This window comes from Pseudomonas sp. XK-1, assembly GCF_038069885.1.
GTDB lineage: Bacteria > Pseudomonadota > Gammaproteobacteria > Pseudomonadales > Pseudomonadaceae > Aquipseudomonas.
Genome location: NZ_JBBPES010000004.1, coordinates 1 through 18,292, shown reverse-complemented (window position 1 = coordinate 18,292; position 18,292 = coordinate 1). Strand labels below are relative to the sequence as shown.

Sequence of the window (18,292 nt, the reverse complement as noted above, 5' to 3'; positions counted from 1 at the left end):
CGGTAACGCGCAGGGCCATACCCGCGGGTTCAGTATTTGAAAAGTTCGACTATAACGCGCGAGCCGGGCCACTGTGAACGTAGACAGCTTATTCAGTCACTGAATGGTCCGTCACTCCTTGACCGGTTCACGTCGGTCGGCCGGTTTTTCGAACTGGGTGGTGAATGCTTCGACAAAACCATTGCGCAGAATGGCGAGGAACGCCTGAAACGCACTGATATTCTGCTGGCGCACGTTGCCGCTGAGTTCTACGCGGGTGGCGAACTGATTCTTGCGCTGGTTCTTCAGCAGGGTTTCGCCGCCGCCGACCAGGGCTTCCCAGAGGCCGCGCAATAGGCCCTTGTCCTGATTGGCCACATCCTGCTGCCAGTCGAACACCTCGACATTGCGCAGCAGGGGCTTGATATAGCCGCTGAGCTGGCCGTCTTCGGCGCTCGCCTCGATAACCAGGTCGCCGCTGCCGGCCTTGAAGTCGAACTTGCCATAGGCCGCGGAAAAGTCGTTGAGCTGGGTCAGGTCGATATCGGTGGCACGCAGTTTCAGCTCGAATTCCTGGAAATTCTGCAGGGGATCGAAGCTCGCACTGCTTTCCAGCGGTGCGTGGCCGAGTAACTGGGCGGTGCCTTCGAAGCGGGCGACGCGCTCGCCCTGTTCGTCGCTGACATTGGTCAGGTTGTAAACGCTGGCGTTGACCTGGGTGGCCTGAAGATCCACCGGGGGCGTGGAGGTCAGGTTGTGAAAGTGTACGACGCCCTCGATCACCTGCACCTCATTGAGGGTGATGGGCAGCAGCTTGGTTAGTTGCTCGCTCCAGTCGGTGCCCTGACCGGTCTGTGAACTCTGCTGGTTTTTACCGTCGACAAAGTTGACCACCGGCTTCTCGAACACCACCTCGGCGACCACGGCGCGCTCATTCCAGAGCGCTTTCCAGCTAACCGCAAGGTCGATAAGCGGGGCTTCGACAAAGGGCAGTGGCACCTTGCCGTCGACCTTGATGATGCGCAGGTCGTTGATCTTGTAGGCCCCGCGCCACCAGGCCAGATCGACATCGGCGATATGTCCGCGGTAGTCGCCCATCCTGGCGAGCTTGTCATTCAGGTAGTCGCGCACCAGCAAGGGCAAGGCGAAATGCAGCGCCACCAGGGCGACGACTAGGCCCAGGAGTATCCATTGAGGAATGCTGTAGCGTTTCTTCATAAAGGACAGACTCGTGGTGGGGTGGTGGAGAGGGGTTCCGGACTGGACGGCCAGGCACATCAGACTTAGGCTTGACAGCTTATTCGGCAACTTCGCACAAGGACACCGCCATGAGCCGCATCTATGCAGATAACGCGCAATCCATTGGCAACACACCGCTGGTGATGATCAACCGCCTGGGCCCCAAAGGCGTCACCATTCTGGCCAAGATCGAAGGGCGCAACCCGGCCTATTCGGTGAAGTGCCGCATCGGTGCGAGCATGGTCTGGGATGCGGAAGAGCGCGGCGTGCTCAAACCGGGCATGACCATAGTCGAACCCACCTCGGGCAACACCGGTATCGGCCTGGCTTTCGTTGCTGCGGCCCGTGGCTACAAGTTGCTGCTGACCATGCCGGCGTCCATGAGCCTGGAGCGGCGCAAGGTGCTCAAGGCTCTGGGTGCCGAACTGGTGCTGACCGAGCAAGCCAAGGGTATGAAGGGGGCTATCGAGAAGGCTGCAGAAATCGCCGCCTCGGATAGCAGCACCTACTTTATGCCACAGCAATTCGATAACCCGGCCAACCCGGCGATTCATGAAAAGACCACCGGCCCGGAAATCTGGAACGATACCGACGGCGCAGTCGATGTGCTGGTGGCGGGCGTCGGTACTGGCGGCACCATCACCGGGGTGTCGCGTTATATCAAGCAAACCCAGGGCAAGCCGATTCTTTCGGTCGCGGTTGAGCCGCTGGGCTCGCCGGTGATCAGCCAGACGTTGGCGGGCGACGAGGTCAAGCCCAGCCCGCACAAGATTCAGGGCATAGGCGCGGGCTTTGTGCCGAGCAATCTGGATCTGGCCATGGTCGACCGGGTCGAACTGGTAACTGACGACGACGCCAAGGCTGTGGCCCTGCGCCTGATGCGCGAAGAAGGCATTCTCTGCGGCATCTCCTGTGGTGCAGCCATGGCAGCCGCACTGCGCTTGGCAAACGAGCCGGGCATGCAGGGCAAGACCATCGTGGTGATCCTGCCGGACTCCGGCGAGCGCTACCTGTCGAGCATGCTGTTCAGCGATATGTTTACCGAGCAGGAACTGCAGCAGTAAGCGTCACGCAGCGTCTGTGAACGAGCCGCCTTCGGGCGGCTTTTTCGTAGGGGGTGCCGTGCGCACCGCGGCTCAGCATGTGTTGTTGGCACGCAGCCCGTAGGCCGGATGTAATCTGGGTGGCGTCTATGCAGCAAAGGTAGGATGGGTTGAGTATCACGATACCCATCGCCTTGATGGGTTACGGCACCCAACCATTGGGTTTATCTCATGATCTTTGTACCAGCGCCTAACCCATCCTACGCCTTGATAGCGCTCGGCCGCACCACCAACCACAGCGCCACGGCGATCAGTACGCCACCATACAGATAGGCCCAGGACAGCGGTTCGTCGAGCAGCAACCAGCCCCAGAGTACGCCAAAGGGCGGAATCAGAAAGGTGGTGGTCGAGGCCTTGATCGGGCCGATATCGCTGAGCAGACGGAAATACAGGACGTAGGCAAAGGCGGTGCAGATAAGCCCCAGGCTCGCCAGGGACAGCCACACATCCAGGCCGCCCCAACTGGCCGGCGGCTGCAGGGCCAGTGCACCGGCAAACAAAGGCAGCAGGAACAGGCTGGCACCGCACAGGCTGGCGAAGGCCGTCAGGCGGTTGTCCAGGCCGCCCTGCTGGCCGATCCAGCGGCGGGTGAGGAAACCGGCAAAGCCATAGCAGGTGGTCGCCACCAGGCAGGCAGCCGCGCCCAGCAGCAGATCCAGGTCAAACTCGACCGGCCCGGTGCGGGTCAGTACCGCCACACCAAACAGACCGATGGCCACACCGGCGGTCTTGCTCAGGGTCAGCGCCTCGGCGAAGAACAGCATGCCGATCAATACCCCCATCATCGGAGTCGTGGCGTTCAGAATCGACGAATAGCCCGCCGGCAGCACCAGGGCGGCCATGCAGTACATGGCCGAGGGCAGGCCGGCATTGATCACCCCCAGCACCAGGCAGTGCTTGAGTTTGCCGCGAAAATCCCAGCTGACCCGCATCAGCAGCAGAATCGCGAGCAGGCCGAGCATGCCGAAGCTGGCGCGGAAGAAGGCCGTCGGCATGCTGCCAAGCACCGGCGCGACAATGCGCATAAACAGAAAGCTCGCGCCCCAGATGGCAGCCAGCAAGAGCAGACGCAGCAGGTCGGCAAGGCGCACGACAGACTCCACAGCAGTTGAAAAGGCCGCGCAGTGTTGCCTGGCCTGGGCATCAAGGCAATTCGAAAAACGCTTTCAAATAGCTGTTCGCCGATATTTCGCCGCAGATAAGGCCCTTTACGGTCTCTGCCGGCTTTTACTTGCCGCCGCCACTGGCTAAGCTCGCCGGGTGCTCCGTCTTTCTTCGCGCAGAGGTTCATTCATGCCGCAGCAATGGCCCGCTGGTGCTATCGCCCAGCTTATCCTCGATGGTTTTGACGATTATCGTGAGCAGTTCCGCCAGATCACCAATGGCGCGCGGGTGCGTTTCGAGCAGGCGCAGTGGCAGGAGATTCAGCAGGCGTCGGCGGCCCGTATTGCCCTCTATGAAGAGTGTGTCGGCGCGGTCAGCGCAGACCTGCATCAGGCCTATGCCGACGAGGTCCTGCTGGATGTGCTGCAGTGGCCCCTGGTCAAGTCGGCCTATATCGCCCTGATCGACCCGCGCTACGACGACGAACTGGCGGAAACCTGGTTCAACTCGATCTTCTGCAGCCTGTTCAGCCACGACCAGATCAATGACGGCTGCATGTTTATCCATACCACGCGGCCGTCCCTGCGCGGCAACGTGCGGGCACCGCAGACCCGGGTCTACGAGCCGGCGGGCAATATGGAGCAGGCCCTGCGCCAGGTATTCGAGGATTTCAGCTTCGAGGTGGGTTATGAGGACCTGGAGCGCGATCTGCGACGTTTGCTCAAACAGCTGCACGCCAGCCTGCCGGACTGGGTATGCAAGGACCCGGAGCTGCGGATCGAGCTGTTCGCCTCGCGGCTGTATCGCAACAAGGGCGCGTATCTGGTGGGGCGCATCTACACCCGCGACGAGCAATGGCCGCTGGTGATTCCGCTGTTGCACCGTGAGGGCCAGGGTATCCAGATCGATGCGCTGATCACCGACGAGGCCGAGGTGTCGATCATCTTCTCCTTCACTCGCTCCTACTTCATGGTGCGGGTCGGCTACCCGGCGGAGTTCGTCAGCTTTCTCAAGCGCATTCTGCCGGGCAAGCATATCGCCGAGCTGTACACCTCGATCGGCTTCTACAAACACGGCAAGTCGGAGTTCTACCGCGCCCTGATCAACCACCTGGCCAGCACCGACGACAAGTTCATCATGGCCCCCGGGGTGCGCGGCATGGTCATGAGCGTGTTCACCCTGACGGGCTTCAATACCGTGTTCAAGATCATCAAGGATCGTTTCTCGCCGTCGAAAAACGTCGACCGCGGCACGGTGATCGAGAAGTACCGCCTGGTGAAAACCGTCGACCGGGTTGGGCGCATGGCTGATACCCAGGAGTTCGCCGATTTTCGCTTTCCGCTGTCCAAGTTCGAGCCCGAGTGCCTGGCCGAGTTGCTGGAGGTGGCACCCTCGACCGTGGTGGTGGAGGGCGATACGGTGCTGGTGCGTCACTGCTGGACCGAGCGGCGCATGACCCCGCTGAACATGTATGTCGAAAGTGCCAGCGAGGCCCAGGTGCGCGACGCGCTCGACGATTACGGCCTGGCGATCAAGCAGCTGGCTGCGGCGAATATCTTCCCTGGCGATATGCTGCTGAAAAACTTCGGCGTGACCCGCCACGGCCGGGTGGTGTTCTACGACTACGACGAGATCTGCTTTCTCACCGAGGTCAACTTCCGGCGTATTCCGCCGCCGCGTTACCCCGAGGACGAAATGGCCTCCGAACCCTGGTATTCGGTGGCCCCGCTGGATGTGTTCCCGGAGGAGTTTCCGCCCTTCCTGTTTGCCGATATGAAGCAGCGCAGGCTGTTCAGCCAGTTGCACGGCGAGCTGTATGACGCCGACTACTGGAAAAGCCTGCAGGAGGCGATTCGTGCCGGCAAGGTTATCGACGTGTTCCCCTACAGGCGCAAGGCCGAGCAGGCCGACAAGGAGTATTGAGCCGCCTGTGCGGGCGGCGCTGCAAGCGCTCGCATGGCAGCATTTCTGGCAGATTGAGCTAGGCTCAGATCAGGTGCACGCGCGCCTCTCCGTAGTCCTTGGCAGGAGGGTGTCCCATGATCGCCAAGTTACAAAGTGTCTTACATGACCTGCTAGTTGCCCTCGGCTTGCTTGATCGGCCGACGCTGCAGCCTGTTCCGGTGCGTGACGATAAGGGCGGCCGGCAACCGCCGCGGCGGCGCTGACGGGCTTGTCTGCAGGGCGTTGAGCAGCAGATCCGCTGCCGCATTCGAATGGCTGCAGGGCTGATCCATATGCCGGATGGGGTTGTTTGTTGGTGAGACTCCCCAGTGCCTGGCGGCGACTGCTATAATCTGTCTATTAGGTCAGGTTTCTCTGCTCGGAGCATCCTCGTCAGGCGCTTGCGCGGCAGTCATGTTCAGGTGGAAATCGAACAGGCGTACGTTGCTAGCGCAACGCTGGCGTTTTGCTAGACCCTGCATGGCAGTTACACGAATACCCCCAGCTCTGATAGGGAGAGCCTTATGCGCCAGAATCTTCCGATAACTCAGCGGGAAAGAACCTTTGCCCAGAATGAGCGGCTGATTTCTACCACCGATCTGAACAGCAACATCACCTACTGCAACGATGCCTTTGTCGCGATCAGCGGCTTTACCCGCGAAGAGCTGATTGGCCAGCCGCATAACCTGGTGCGCCATCCCGACATGCCACCTGCTGTATTCGGCCATATGTGGGAGGTCATCAAACAGGGCAAGCCCTGGATGGGCATCGTCAAGAATCGTTCGAAAAATGGCGATTTCTACTGGGTCAGTGCCTATGTCACGCCTATCTACGAGAATGGTCGGGTAGCCGGTTATGAGTCGGTGCGTTCCTCGCCGAGCGAGCAGCAGAAGCGCCGTGCCGAAAAACTCTATGCACGCTTGCGTGAGGGCAAGCCGCCAGTGCCCAAGATGGAGTCCTGGACCCGCGGCGTTGTCCACTCATGGCCGCTGATTCTCTGCGGCCTGAGCATTCTCGGGGCTCAGGCCCTGATCGAGGGCCCCTGGTTGACCGGCTTTATCGCCGCGGTGCTGTTTGCCCTGGGCGCATACCAGCTGTATGACCAGCGCCGCTTGATCCGCGCGACCCTGGCGGAGCATCCGAAGGCCTTTACCAGCGCTCTGGTCGCGCTTACCTACAGCGATAATCGTGGTGCTCAGGCGCTGCTCGATATGGCCATGATCAGTGAGGATGCACGCCTGCAAACCGCGCTGACACGGATCGAGGATGCCGGGGAAAGCGTCAAGAAGCATGCGAGCAAGTCCGCCGGGTTGTCCCGATCCAACGCCAAGATGCTTGATCAGCAGCGCAGTGAAACCGATCAGTCGGCCACCGCGATCAATCAGATGGCCGCGACTATTCAGGAAGTGACGCATAACGTGCAGAACACCTCCCATGCCGCCGAAGAGGCCGACCGCCTTGCCAAGCAGGGCCTGCAACTGGCCAGCGGTAGCCTGGAGTCCATGCAGCATATGGCCAAGGCCGTGGTGGATATCGGTCAGGCGGTCAATGATCTGGCCAACTCCACTCAGTCAATCGGCAGCGTGGCGGATGTCATCACCTCGATTGCCGAGCAGACCAATTTGCTGGCGCTCAACGCGGCGATCGAAGCTGCTCGGGCAGGCGAACAGGGTCGTGGTTTTGCCGTGGTGGCTGACGAGGTGCGTTCGCTGGCATCGCGTACCCGTCAGTCGACCGAACAGATCCACCAGATCATTGCTTCGCTGCGGGCCGGGGCCGAGCGAGCGGTGGTGACCGCCGGCAAAGGCGAAAGCATTTCACGCGAAAGCGTCGAGAGCGTCGAAGCGGTGCGTACCGCCCTGGACGGCATCAGCGAGGCCGTCAGCCGAATTACCAGCATGAGCCAGCAGATGGCCGCCGCTTCCGAGCAGCAAAGCCATGTGGCCGAGGATATCAGCCGGCAGATTACCCAGATTGCCCAGCTCTCCGACCGCAGCGCCGAGCAGGCTCATCAGGGTGCCGCTATTGGCCAGGAGCTGGAGGACATGGCCGATTACCTGCATAGCCTGGCGGAGCGCTTCAATCGTTAACCCGAAGGGCCTGTCGGTGCTGGCTCTAGCCGGTTCGGCAGCACCCGGTTTGATGGCCTAGAGGGACGCAGTCCCTGCCATGCAAGGCCTGCGCGCGAATTCGCCTACGCCGCAACGCCGTACCTGGTCAGGCTTATGGCAAACTGCCGGGCATCAGGAGATGCTCATGTCACGCCTTGTCTGTCCCGCTTGCCACCGTCCACTCGCCCTCTGCCTGTGCGCCCTCGTTCCCCGCCTGGACAGCCGTACCCGGGTATTGATCCTGCAGCACCCCAGTGAGGTCCGGCATGCGCTGAATACCGCGCGTCTGGCTGCGCTGGGGTTGCTCAATGCCGAGTTGCGGGTGGGTGAAGTATTCGAGGACTTGCCTGCGCTGCTCAATCAGCCTGGCTACCGGGCTTGCTTGTTGTTTCCGGGGGAGGGCGCGCTACCGTTGCCGCAGTTCGCCGATCAGGCGGCCGGGCAGCAGACCCTGCTGGTGGTGCCCGATGGCACCTGGCGCAAGGCGCGCAAACTGCTGCACTGCAATCCGCTGCTGGCTGCCTTGCCGCGGGTCAGCCTGGAACCTGGCCTGCAGTCGCGCTACCGGTTGCGCAAGGCACCGCAAGCGGGCGCGCTCTCGACCATCGAAGCCATTGTCAGCGCGCTGGAAACCTTGGAGGCCCCGGCGCAATTCGCTGCCTTGCTCAAACCGTTCGAGGCCCTGATCGAGGGGCAGATCGCAGCCATGGGCGAGCAGACCTATCAGCGTAACCACCTGAACCCCGCAGACCGTTAATAACGGTCAGCAAGGCCGGTACGGCGTGGTTAGTCCAATTCGTGATAGCTACTCACCAATTATGGGAAAAACGGTCTTAACGATTAGTTAAACCAATTACTCGATCCGCTTGCCCAACCCTTGTGCATTGGCTTGGCACTACAGAACGGATCGGGTGCGCCTCTTGCGTTGCTCTGCCGCTTATCAAGGAGAGGATGCATGAGCAATTCCATTGGGGTGGTTACTCAGGTTGTTGGCAAGGTCTCGGCTGTCGCGAGCGATGGTTCCACTCGTCTATTGGTCGAAGGCGACCGGGTGTTTCTCGGCGAGCGCTTGGTTTGCGCCAATGACGGTGCCGTGGCGATTCGCCTCGACCAGGGCGGCGATCTGACCATGGGCCGCGCGAGCAGCCTATTGCTCAGCCCGGCATGGCTCGTCGATCAATTACCACCTGAGCCCAGCGCCGAGCAATTGCGCGAGGTGGAGGCGCTGCAACGTGCCATTGTCGCCAATGAAGACCCGACCCTGATCGCGGAGGCCCCGGCGGCCGGGCCGCAGGCGGGTGGTAATGGCGGTGGCGGCGGTCATTCGTTCGTGTTGCTGAGCGAGACGGGCGGCCAGCTGGAACCGGAAATCGGTTTCGAGACCGGGCCGCTGCCTTTTGCCAGCCTGGATATAACGCTGCAGCCGGCCGCCGATACGTTGGATGACGTAGATCCCGCGGTTCCGAGTACGCCCGTGCCCCCGGTAACGCCACCGATCGATCCGGTCACGCCTGTGCCTCCGGTAACGCCGCCGATCGATCCGGTCACGCCCGTGCCCCCGGTAACGCCGCCAATCGATCCGGTCACTCCCGTAGACCCTCCGCAGTCGCCGCCCCTTCTGGTGGTCGGTAGCAATGCCGACGACGAGGCAGGAAGCAACGCGCCGCATCTGGTGGCCAGCCCGCTGGACGCCGATGGTGCCGGCAGTCTGACCGGCAGCTCCGGTAACGATGTATTGGTCGGCGACGCCGGCGGGGTGCAGAGCCTGATCACCGCCGGCACCAACTACAACATCGCCCTGATCGTGGACATCTCCGGCAGCATGGAGCGCGATTCCGGCTCGGGAGTGTCACGTATCCAGTTGACCAAGGATGCCCTGACTCACCTGGCCAACCAGATCAAGGACCATGACGGCGTGATCAACGTCCAGTTGATGCCGTTCAGCAGCACGGCGGGGACTGCGACCACCATCTATGGACTCAACGCCGGCAACGTCGGCCTGTTGCTGGCCGCCATCGACGCCATGAGCCTGACCGGCCATACCAACTACGAGGCGGCTTTTGTCCAGGCCACGCAATGGTTCAACGAGCAGATCGTCGGTGCCGGTGCGGACAGTGCGAACAACTTCGAGCAGCTGGCGTTTTTCCTTTCCGACGGTCAGCCCACCATGTATCTGGACGAGCAGGGCAGCCCGGTGCTCGATACCGCCAATATCTCCAATTTCCGCGATGTCGACGAAGCCCTGCAGGCCGCCAACAGCATGCTGCACACCGGCATTGGCGGTAATCCGATCCAGGTGCATGCGATCAGCATCGGTTCGGCCAGCACCTCGGCGGTGCTGGATATGTTCGACAACACTGGCCCAAGCGGCACTGGCACGGTGTTTCTGCCAGACGGCAGCACAGTCACCGCCCCGACTGGTGACTCGCAGATCGTGCACAGCGCCGAGGAACTGCAGGCGCTGCTGGTTGGCGACTCCACCGATATTATCCCGTTGCCGCTCGGCGACGATCAGCTCTATGGCGCGGCCGGTGACGACATCATCTTCGGCGACAGCCTGAATACCGACCACCTGGCCTGGGACGGAAATCCCGCCGGCAGCCACGACGGCCAGGGCTATCAGGCCCTGCTCGACTTTCTGCAAGCCAGCAATGGCGGGGGCGTGCCCAGCGTGGCGCAGGTGCGCGACTACATAGTCGAGCATGCCATGACGCTCAACCTCAGCAGCGACCCCCGTGGCGGCGCTGACCTGCTCGTAGGCGGGGCGGGAGGCGATGTGCTGTTCGGCCAGGGCGGCAACGACACCCTGATTGGCGGGATGGGCGATGATCTGCTGATTGGCGGTAGTGGCCAGGATGCATTCGTCTGGACCGCGGGCGATCAGGGGCACGACCGTATTCTCGACTTCACCCTGGGCGGCAGCGAGGGCGATGCGCTGGATCTGAGCGATCTACTCAGCGGCGAAACCTCCGGCAGCTTGAGCGATTACCTCAACTTCGCTGTGGTCGACAGCGGCGGGGCGCTCAGCACGCTGATCTCGGTCAGCCCCAGTGGCGCAGGCCCGGCGACCCAGACCATCGAGCTGGCCGGTATCGACCTGGCCACGCATTACGGCGTCACCCCCGGCGCGGGTGGCATCGTCAGTGGCGGCGTGGATACCACGCGGATGATTGATGGCTTGTTCGGCGACCAGGCACTGCGGGTGGACTCGGTGTGAGCTGAACGCTCGGGCTTGGCCATATTGCACCCGCACAGAAGCGAACCTTGTAGCCCGAATAAGCCTTGGCGCAATTCGGCTACGGGTGCGTGCTCCGTTATCCGCAAGGCCCGCGACTTCGTAGGGTGGGTGACGCTTTTTTTCATCCACCACCGCAATTGGTGGATGGGTAAAGCGTCAGCTACGCGCCCCGATCCACCCTATACAGCTGCAAGGCTTGCGAATCGTAGGGCGGACATGCCGAAGGCTTTCCGCCATCTGGGCTGCAGCGGTGCATAAAGCTTCGCTATGTTCACTCTACAAAATCCACTTCTAACGCTCGCGAAGCGCTTCGGAGCGGGCCTTGAGCACCGGTTTCAACAGATAATCCAGCACGCTTTTCTTGCCGGTGATGATGTCCACGGTGGCCACCATGCCGGGGATGATCAGCAGGGGATGCTCGTCACTGCCCAGGTGGCTTTTATCCGTGCGAACCTGAATCAGGTAGAAGCTCTTGCCTTCTTCATCGGTGATGGTGTCGGCGCTGATCAATTCCAGATTGGCTTTCATGCCGCCATAGATGGTGAAGTCGTAGGCGCTGAACTTGACCATGGCTTTCTGCCCGGGATGGAGGAAGGCCACATCCTGGGGGCGCACCTTGGCTTCGATCAGCAGGCTGTCGTCCAGAGGGACGATTTCCAGAATGTCGCTGCCCGGCTGGACGACGCCGCCGATGGTGTTGACCTTGAGCTGCTTGATCACCCCGCGCACAGGCGAGGCCACGGTGGTGCGGCTGACCCGGTCCTGAATCGCGACGCTGGTGGAGGTGAGTTTGGTCAGCTCGGTGCGAATTTCATTGAGTTCCTTGAAGGCATCGGAGCGAAAGCCCAGTTCGGATTCTTCGATCTTGCTTTTGATTTCGGCCATCGCCGATTCCGCTCTGGGTATGGCCAGGTTGGTGGCATCCAGCGAGCCGCGTATTTCCACCAGGCTGCGACGCAAACGGAGAATCTCAACCTGGGAAATGGCACCGCTTGCGACCAGCGGTTGTGACATATTCAGCTCCTGCTGGAGCAGCCCCATACTGGCGCGGTACTGCTGAGCTTTGGAGCGAAACTCGGCCAGTTCCTGGCTTTTTTGCCGCAGTTGCTCGCCCAGTGTGCGTTGCTCGCTCTGCAGGCGACCCTGGCGCGACTGGTACAGGGCCAGCTCGTCTTCGGCCAGTTGCGGGGCCTTGCGCAGAATCTCTTCCGGCATGGCGATGGGGCGACCCTCCGCCTCGGCGGTCAGGCGCTCGACGCGGGCCACCAGCGCCAGCCGGTCGGCCTCTGTTTCGCCCTGATTGGAGATAAAGCGGGTGTCGTCCAGGCGCAGCAATACATCGCCCTTTTCCACCACCTGACCTTCACGGACGAAAATCTCGGTGACGATACCCCCCTCAAGATTCTGGATGACCTGGATCTTGCTTGAGGGGATGGCCTTGCCTTCACCTGTGGTGACTTCCTCCAGTACGGCAAAGTTGGCCCAGATCAGTGCGGTCAGGAGGCAGCCGCTGACCGCCCAGACGGTGATCCGGGTAAACCAGGGGGAGTCTTCGAGTATCGCGCCGTCGACCTCGGGCATGAACTCGGTGTCCTGCTTGTGCTGGCGCATGCTGGCGAAGTAGCTGCGGAGCGACTGGTTCATGGTTGCCATCCTAGACCGCAGCCGGGCCGACCCGGCCTTTGCGCAGCGCTTCGATAACCGCTTCTTTCGGACCGTCGGCAACGATATGGCCGTTATCCAGCACGATCAGCCGGTCGACCAGGCTGAGCATGGAGGCTCGGTGGGTGATCAACAGCAGGGTCTTGCCCTGGGCGCAGGCCTGCAGGCGGGTGCGCAGCAGGTCCTCACTGGTGTTGTCCATGGAGCTGGTGGGTTCGTCCAGCACCAGTACAGGTGGGTCCAGCAACAGAGAGCGGGCCAGAAGCACGGCCTGGCGCTGGCCGCTGGAAAGCAGCTGGCCGCGTTCGCCTACGGGGCGGTCGAAGCCCTGCGGATGCTGCCGGGCGAGGTCCACTACACCGGTCATTTCCGCGACTTCGAGCATGCGTGCATCATTGATGTAGCGGGCACCCAGGGTCAGGTTGTCGCGCAGGCTGCCGGCCAACAGCGGCAGGTCATGGGCGACATAGCCGATCTGGTGACGCAGGTCTGCAACATCGAGCTGACGCAGGTCGATATTGTCGAGCAGGATCTGCCCTTCATCGGCGGTGTAAAACGCCATCAGCAGGCGGGCCAGGGTGCTCTTGCCCGAGCCATTGCGGCCGATGATGCCGACCCGTTCGCCGGCATTCATGCGCAGGCTGATACCCGCCAGTGCGGGTGTGCTCTGACCGGGGTAGCTGAAGGTGACTTGGCGCAGCTCCAGGGCCCCCTGCAGCTGGGTTCTATCCAGCGGGCGCTGCTTGGCCTGGCGCTCCTGGGGCAGGGCCATCAGCGCGTCCGTGCTGGCCATGGTCAGGCGTGCTTGCTGGTATCGGGTAATCAGCCCGGCGATCTGGCCTAAGGGGGCTAGGATCCGACTGCCAAGCATGTAACAGGCCACCAGGGCACCGACGCTGAGGTTGCCGGCAATAATGCTGTAGACCCCGGCAACGATGGTCGCCATACCGGCGAACTGCTGCAGGAACATGGTGCCGTTGGTGGCGATGGCGGCCAGTGAGCGGGCATGCACGTCCAGGCGGGTCAGAGCCCCGTGGGTCTTTTCCCACTGGTGCTGGCGCTCGCTTTCCGCGCCGCAGGCTTTCAGGGTTTCCAGGCCGCCCAGGGTTTCGATCAGCAGGGCCTGGCGTTGCGAGGCCAGCTGCAGGCTCTTGGCAACGGTGTCACGCAGGCGGGCCTGTACGGCAAAGGCGAATAGCGCGGTAATCGGGAACGCCAGCAGGGGGATCACCACCAGCCAGTCGCCAATCAGCCAGATTACTGCAATCATCAGAAACGAGAAGGGCAGGTCGATCAGGCTGGTCAGGGTTACGGCCGTGAGAAAGTCACGCAGGCCCTGGAAGTCGTGAATGCTTTGCGCGAAGCCACCCACTGTGGCCGGTCGCGCTTTCATCGACATGCCGGTGATGCGTTCGAACAGGGTGGCGGAAAGCACCACATCGGTTTTCTTGCCGGCGGTATCCAGCAGATGGGCGCGCAGTATCTTCAGCAGCAACTCGAAGCTCATGGCGATAAACAGGCCCAGCGCCAGTACCCAGAGCGTTGCGGTGGCCTGATTCGGTACCACGCGGTCATAGGTCTGCATGACGAACAGCGGGATCATCAAGCCCAGCAGGTTGATCAGCAGGCTGGCCAGCATGGCATCGGTATACAGCCAGCGGGACAGTTTCAGGGTGTCGCGGAACCAGGCTTCAATTCGTGGTATCAGCGGCGTACGGGCTTCTTCCAGTTCATGCCGCGGCCGCGCAAAAAAGGCCTGTCCGCTGTACTCGGCGGCCAGTTTTTCCCGGTCAACCCATTGCGCGCCGCCGTCGGTTTCACAGGGCAGGATCTGCGCCTGATTCTTCGGCCCCCATTGGCGCAATACCGCACTGCGGCCATCGTTGAGCAGCAGCAAAATCGGCAGATTGAGCGGTGAAATACTGGCCAGGTCGCGGCGCAGCAGACGCCCCTGCAAGCCCGCCCGCGCCGCTGCCCGTGGCAGCAGTGCGGGTGTCAGGCGTTGCTCAGGCATCGGCAGGCCGGCACTGAGGCTGCCACGGCTGACCGAGCAGCCATGGAGTTTGCAAAGTATCAACAGGCCATCAAGCAGCGGATCATCGTGATTGAGACGTGGATCGCTGGATGCCCCTGGCCGCTCCATGGTGGTCAAATTGAACTACTCCCGAGCCGCTACTACTTCATTGCCGGCAAACGCGCCTCACTCTTAACTTCGCTCAGAGCTACAGCTTCAGCCGGTACTACAACCTGTTGCTGACGCAGCAGGTCACCCATGGCAGCAATTACGCGGTACATGGAGAACTCTTCGAGGAAACGCACCTCGCTGTATCGACGGTTGGCGGTGAACAGTTCGTTTTCACTGTCGAGCAGATCGAGCAAGGTGCGCTGGCCGAGGCTGAACTGCTGCTGGTAGGCCTCGCGAACCCGTGCGGTGTAGTCGGCATAGTCACGGGCGGTGGGGGTTTGCTGGCGCGCGTTGTCCATGGCATTCCAGGCCAGGGAAAGGTTCTCGTTGAGCACCCGCAAGGCGTTGTTGCGAATATCCATCGATTCGTTGATCTGGTGCGCGGCTGATTGCAGACGGGCCTTGTCGCGCATGCCATTGAACAGGTTGTAGTTCATCACCACGGCCGCGCGCCAGCTGTTGTCATGGCCGCCAATGCCCTGGGTGTTGTCATTGGCTGCGGTGGCCAGTTCCACATCAAGGCGTGGGTAGAACGGCGACTTGGCTACCTCATATTGCTTCTCGGCAGCACTGACATCGGCCTGAGCCGATTTCAGGAAGGGGTTGTTGTCCATCACCGTCTGGCGCGCCGCCGCAAGGTCTTCCGGCATTGTGCCCTTGACCGAGCTCGGGGATTCCAGCTCATCGGGCATCCGCCCAACGGCGCTGAAGAAATTGGCCTCTGCGTCCGCGAGGTTGACCTGCTCGGTGTAGAAGTTGTTCTGGGCCAATGCCAGGCGGGCTTCGGACTGGTCGAGGTCGGCGGTACTGCCGACACCCTGCTGGTTGCGCAAGCCGATCTGGTCATTGATGCGCTGATGGGCCTGCAGGTTGTTGCGGGCCAGTTCGAGCATTTCGCGGCGCATCAGCACGTCCAGGTAAACCTCTACGGTCCGCAGTGCCAGGCTCTCTGAAGTGCCCAGCAGACGATAGGCGCGGGAGTTGACCACCGCCTGGGTGCGGGCCACTTCGTTGGGCGTATTGAAACCGTCGAACAGCATCTGCCTCAGGCGCAGCTCCGAAGTGCCGTAAGTCAGTGTTTCAGTGTTGTGGTTGCCTGCACTTCTGGTGGTGGGGTTGTCCGTGTATTCCCGACCATAACCCATCAGCAGATCGACAGTGGGCAGATAGCCCCCCTTGGCAATCTTCACTTCTTCATCCGAGGACAGGCGGTTGTTGGCACCTGCATGCACTTCGGGATGGTTGTCCAACGTGCTCTGGATGGCTTCCGCAAGACTGATGGCCTGGGCCTGGATGCTGAATGACGCCAGCAATACAGCGCTCCACAGAGGATTGAGTACGCGCATCGGGTGACTCTCCTTTTTAGATGTTCTGAATCCAGTCGCCAAAAAAATGGCGTATTTGTCTGCCGGACTGACCTGAGCCTCTAACATCAAAGCTAAGAACAACTTTAGTTGTAGCTTAGAAAAATTGATTACACCTCTTATGAGGAAAAAATCTTATGCGCGCCGCGAAAAGCAGCACATTGTTCTTGCAGACGGCCTGAACGATTAGGCCTCTAGCGGGTATGCGCAGCTTGTTAAGCAGGTGGTCAGACACGATTCGGGCGGGAGTTGTTTGATGGAGTAGTACTACGCAGGCTTTGGTGACAACTTTTTGTCGTTAGCGTTTTTATTGATAGCTTCCTGCGTCGCTTGCTCACTCACAGTTCTTGTTTTCATCCCGACTTCGGAAGGTGATCTGACCGTATTGAAAATACGTGTCGGCGGTGGTCGACAGCTGTAGTGAGGATGGAATCATGGCTACTCTAATTGGTGTCGTCAGTCAGGTTGTCGGCGAAGTCTATGCGGTAGCCGGTGATGGAGCGCGGCGACCACTGGTCGAAGGTGATCGTGTCTATGCCGGCGAGCAGATTGTCACTGGCGCAGCGGGAGCCATTGCGGTCGCAATGACCAATGGCCAGCAATTGACCCTCGGGCGTGACAGCAGCCTGACCCTCACGGAGCAGATGCTGGCCTACCGTCCTGACTCGCAAGCGCCTGCTGCCGACAGCTCTCCGGCCGCGCCGAGTGACAGCGATCTAACCGATGTCGAACAACTGCAGGCGGCCATCGAAGCCGGTGTCGACCCAACCCTGGCAGGCGAAGCAACCGCAGCAGGGCCAGGTGCAGGTGGTGCGGCAGGCGGCGCAGGCGGTGGTCACTCCTTTGTCCTGTTGGGTGAGGTTGGCGGTCAGCTTGATCCGGTGATTGGCTTCCCTACTGCAGGGTTGCAGAGCGGCCCCGAGTTTCCCAATCCTGAGCCCGATGTATTGCTCGATACTCCCGAGCCTCCTCCACCTGAAGTGCCGGACTTCTCCCCTGTAATCGAAGTGATCTATCTGGATGGCCCGCCCGGTGGTGATGGCGGCGGTAATCAGCCCGGAGTAGTGGCTGGCCCCGGTGTAGCCGATGAGGCCGCTCTGGCGAGCGGCAGTAACCCGGGCAGCACTGCCGAGTCCACCTATGGCAGCCTGGTTATCAACTCGCCGGATGGGGTTTCCCGGATTGAAATACAGGGTGCCGATGGTGTCTGGGTCAACGTACTGGGCGGCGGTACTGTTGTAGGTGTTTACGGCACCTTACAGTTCGATGCAGCGGGTAACTGGGTTTACACCCTCAATGCCAATACCTTGGATCACAGTAATGCCGGCGCAACAGGCGCAGCCGATCAAGTCGGCGAGAGCTTCCCGGTGCGGGTATTTGATGGCGATGGGGATGTATCGCCTACGGAGTCGCTGGATGTTGTGGTGTATGACGACGGTCCCAGTATCGAGTTGGCTACTACACAGCTGGGTGCCCTTGTAGTTGATGAGACTGATCTGAGCACTGACGTCACTGTGAATTTCAGTGGAGCCTTCAGCTCTGCGTTCGGTGCAGACGGTGCCGGCAATATCAGCTACGCCCTGAATGTCACCGGCGATCCGAGTGGCCTGGTGGATGTGGCCACGGGGCTGGATATCGTGCTGGGCATGAACGGTTCCGTGGTCGAAGGTTGGGTCGGCGGCGACTCCAGCGTTGTGGCCTTTACCGTCAGCGTTGATGGCTCAGGCAATGTCACCCTGGATCAGTTGCGCGCCCTGCAACACCCGGACGGCAGTAACCCGGACGATCCGGTCAGCGTGGCCGGCAACGCCATCGCATTAACTGCGACCATCACCGATGCCGATGGCGACCAAGCCAGCGCTAGCCTGAACTTGGGCAACTTCCTGACCTTCCGCGATGACGGCCCAAGCATCAACGTGGCCTCGCAGTTCGACGTTGGCCTGGAAGTGGATGAAACCAACCTGGCCCTGAACGACAGCGTCGACGTGGCGGGAGCCTTCAGTGGCAGCTACGGAGCCGATAACAGCGGCAGCACCACTTATGCGGTGAGCACCGTCGATGGCACCGACAGCGGCCTGGTGGACGTGGCCAGCAACCAGAGCATCCTGCTCTACAACACCGCCAGCGGCGTGGAAGGCCGGGTGGGCGGCGAAGGTGGCGCAGTGGCCTTCAGCGTCACCGTGGTGGGCAGCCTGGTGACCCTGGATCAGGTGCTGGCGATCAAGCACCCAACCACCGACCCGAACGAACCGATCAGCCCGGATGCGAACAGCCTGACCCTGACGGCGACCATCACCGACAAGGACGGCGACAGCGATGACGCCAGCCTGGACCTGAGCGGTTCGTTGGTGTTCCGTGATGAC

12 protein-coding genes and 1 pseudogene are annotated in these 18,292 nt (G+C 61.3%); 8 read left to right on the top strand and 5 right to left on the bottom strand.

Going from position 1 to position 18,292, the window contains the following annotated elements:
• Positions 1–111: 111 nt before the first annotated feature.
• Entirely contained in the window at positions 112–1,197 is a 1,086-nt protein-coding gene (locus WMW70_RS11025; protein WP_341437558.1) for a DUF748 domain-containing protein, read from the bottom strand.
• 110 nt (positions 1,198–1,307) lie between these two features.
• On the opposite strand from WMW70_RS11025, the gene cysK reads away from it, so the two are divergent.
• Positions 1,308–2,282, top strand: coding sequence for a cysteine synthase A (gene cysK, locus WMW70_RS11020; RefSeq protein ID WP_341437557.1), 975 nt, complete (start codon positions 1,308–1,310; stop codon positions 2,280–2,282).
• Positions 2,283–2,521: 239 nt separating this feature from the next.
• Here the strand turns inward: cysK and WMW70_RS11015 are convergent, their stop codons facing one another.
• Positions 2,522–3,412: a DMT family transporter gene (locus WMW70_RS11015; RefSeq protein ID WP_341437556.1), complete on the bottom strand. Its 891-nt coding sequence runs from the start codon at positions 3,410–3,412 to the stop codon at positions 2,522–2,524.
• Positions 3,413–3,614: 202 nt separating this feature from the next.
• On the opposite strand from WMW70_RS11015, the gene aceK reads away from it, so the two are divergent.
• The 6 genes and pseudogenes from aceK to WMW70_RS10990 all read left to right on the top strand — a co-directional run bounded on the left by aceK (position 3,615) and on the right by WMW70_RS10990 (position 10,697).
• Positions 3,615–5,348: a bifunctional isocitrate dehydrogenase kinase/phosphatase gene (aceK, locus tag WMW70_RS11010; RefSeq protein ID WP_341437555.1), complete on the top strand. Its 1,734-nt coding sequence runs from the start codon at positions 3,615–3,617 to the stop codon at positions 5,346–5,348.
• Positions 5,349–5,464: 116 nt separating this feature from the next.
• Positions 5,465–5,593: a PA1414 family protein gene (locus WMW70_RS11005; protein ID WP_341437554.1), complete on the top strand. Its 129-nt coding sequence runs from the start codon at positions 5,465–5,467 to the stop codon at positions 5,591–5,593.
• 300 nt (positions 5,594–5,893) lie between these two features.
• A pseudogene (locus tag WMW70_RS22120) lies at positions 5,894–6,175 on the top strand (PAS domain-containing protein); the annotation flags it as partial.
• 252 nt (positions 6,176–6,427) lie between these two features.
• Entirely contained in the window at positions 6,428–7,459 is a 1,032-nt protein-coding gene (locus tag WMW70_RS11000) for a methyl-accepting chemotaxis protein (RefSeq protein ID WP_445942143.1), read from the top strand.
• Positions 7,460–7,625: 166 nt separating this feature from the next.
• Positions 7,626–8,237 carry a tRNA-uridine aminocarboxypropyltransferase gene (locus tag WMW70_RS10995; RefSeq protein ID WP_341437552.1) on the top strand — a complete coding sequence of 204 codons (612 nt, stop codon included), beginning with the start codon at positions 7,626–7,628 and terminating at the stop codon, positions 8,235–8,237.
• 198 nt (positions 8,238–8,435) lie between these two features.
• On the top strand, positions 8,436–10,697 hold the full coding sequence (locus tag WMW70_RS10990) for a retention module-containing protein (RefSeq protein ID WP_341437551.1): 2,262 nt from the start codon (positions 8,436–8,438) through the stop codon (positions 10,695–10,697).
• 312 nt (positions 10,698–11,009) lie between these two features.
• Here WMW70_RS10990 and WMW70_RS10985 read toward each other — a convergent pair whose 3' ends face one another.
• The 3 genes from WMW70_RS10985 to WMW70_RS10975 are packed head-to-tail and all read right to left on the bottom strand — an operon-like array spanning position 11,010 to position 15,911.
• On the bottom strand, positions 11,010–12,362 hold the full coding sequence (locus WMW70_RS10985) for an HlyD family type I secretion periplasmic adaptor subunit (RefSeq protein WP_445942137.1): 1,353 nt from the start codon (positions 12,360–12,362) through the stop codon (positions 11,010–11,012).
• A gap of 10 nt (positions 12,363–12,372) precedes the next feature.
• Positions 12,373–14,523 (bottom strand): type I secretion system permease/ATPase, encoded by a 2,151-nt coding sequence (locus WMW70_RS10980; protein WP_341438042.1) that lies wholly within the window; start codon positions 14,521–14,523, stop codon positions 12,373–12,375.
• Positions 14,524–14,555: 32 nt separating this feature from the next.
• Positions 14,556–15,911: a TolC family outer membrane protein gene (locus WMW70_RS10975; protein WP_341437549.1), complete on the bottom strand. Its 1,356-nt coding sequence runs from the start codon at positions 15,909–15,911 to the stop codon at positions 14,556–14,558.
• A 452-nt stretch (positions 15,912–16,363) separates the two neighbouring features.
• On the opposite strand from WMW70_RS10975, the gene WMW70_RS10970 reads away from it, so the two are divergent.
• The coding region (locus tag WMW70_RS10970) for a retention module-containing protein (RefSeq protein WP_341437548.1) at positions 16,364–18,292 on the top strand (1,929 nt) is incomplete at its 3' end.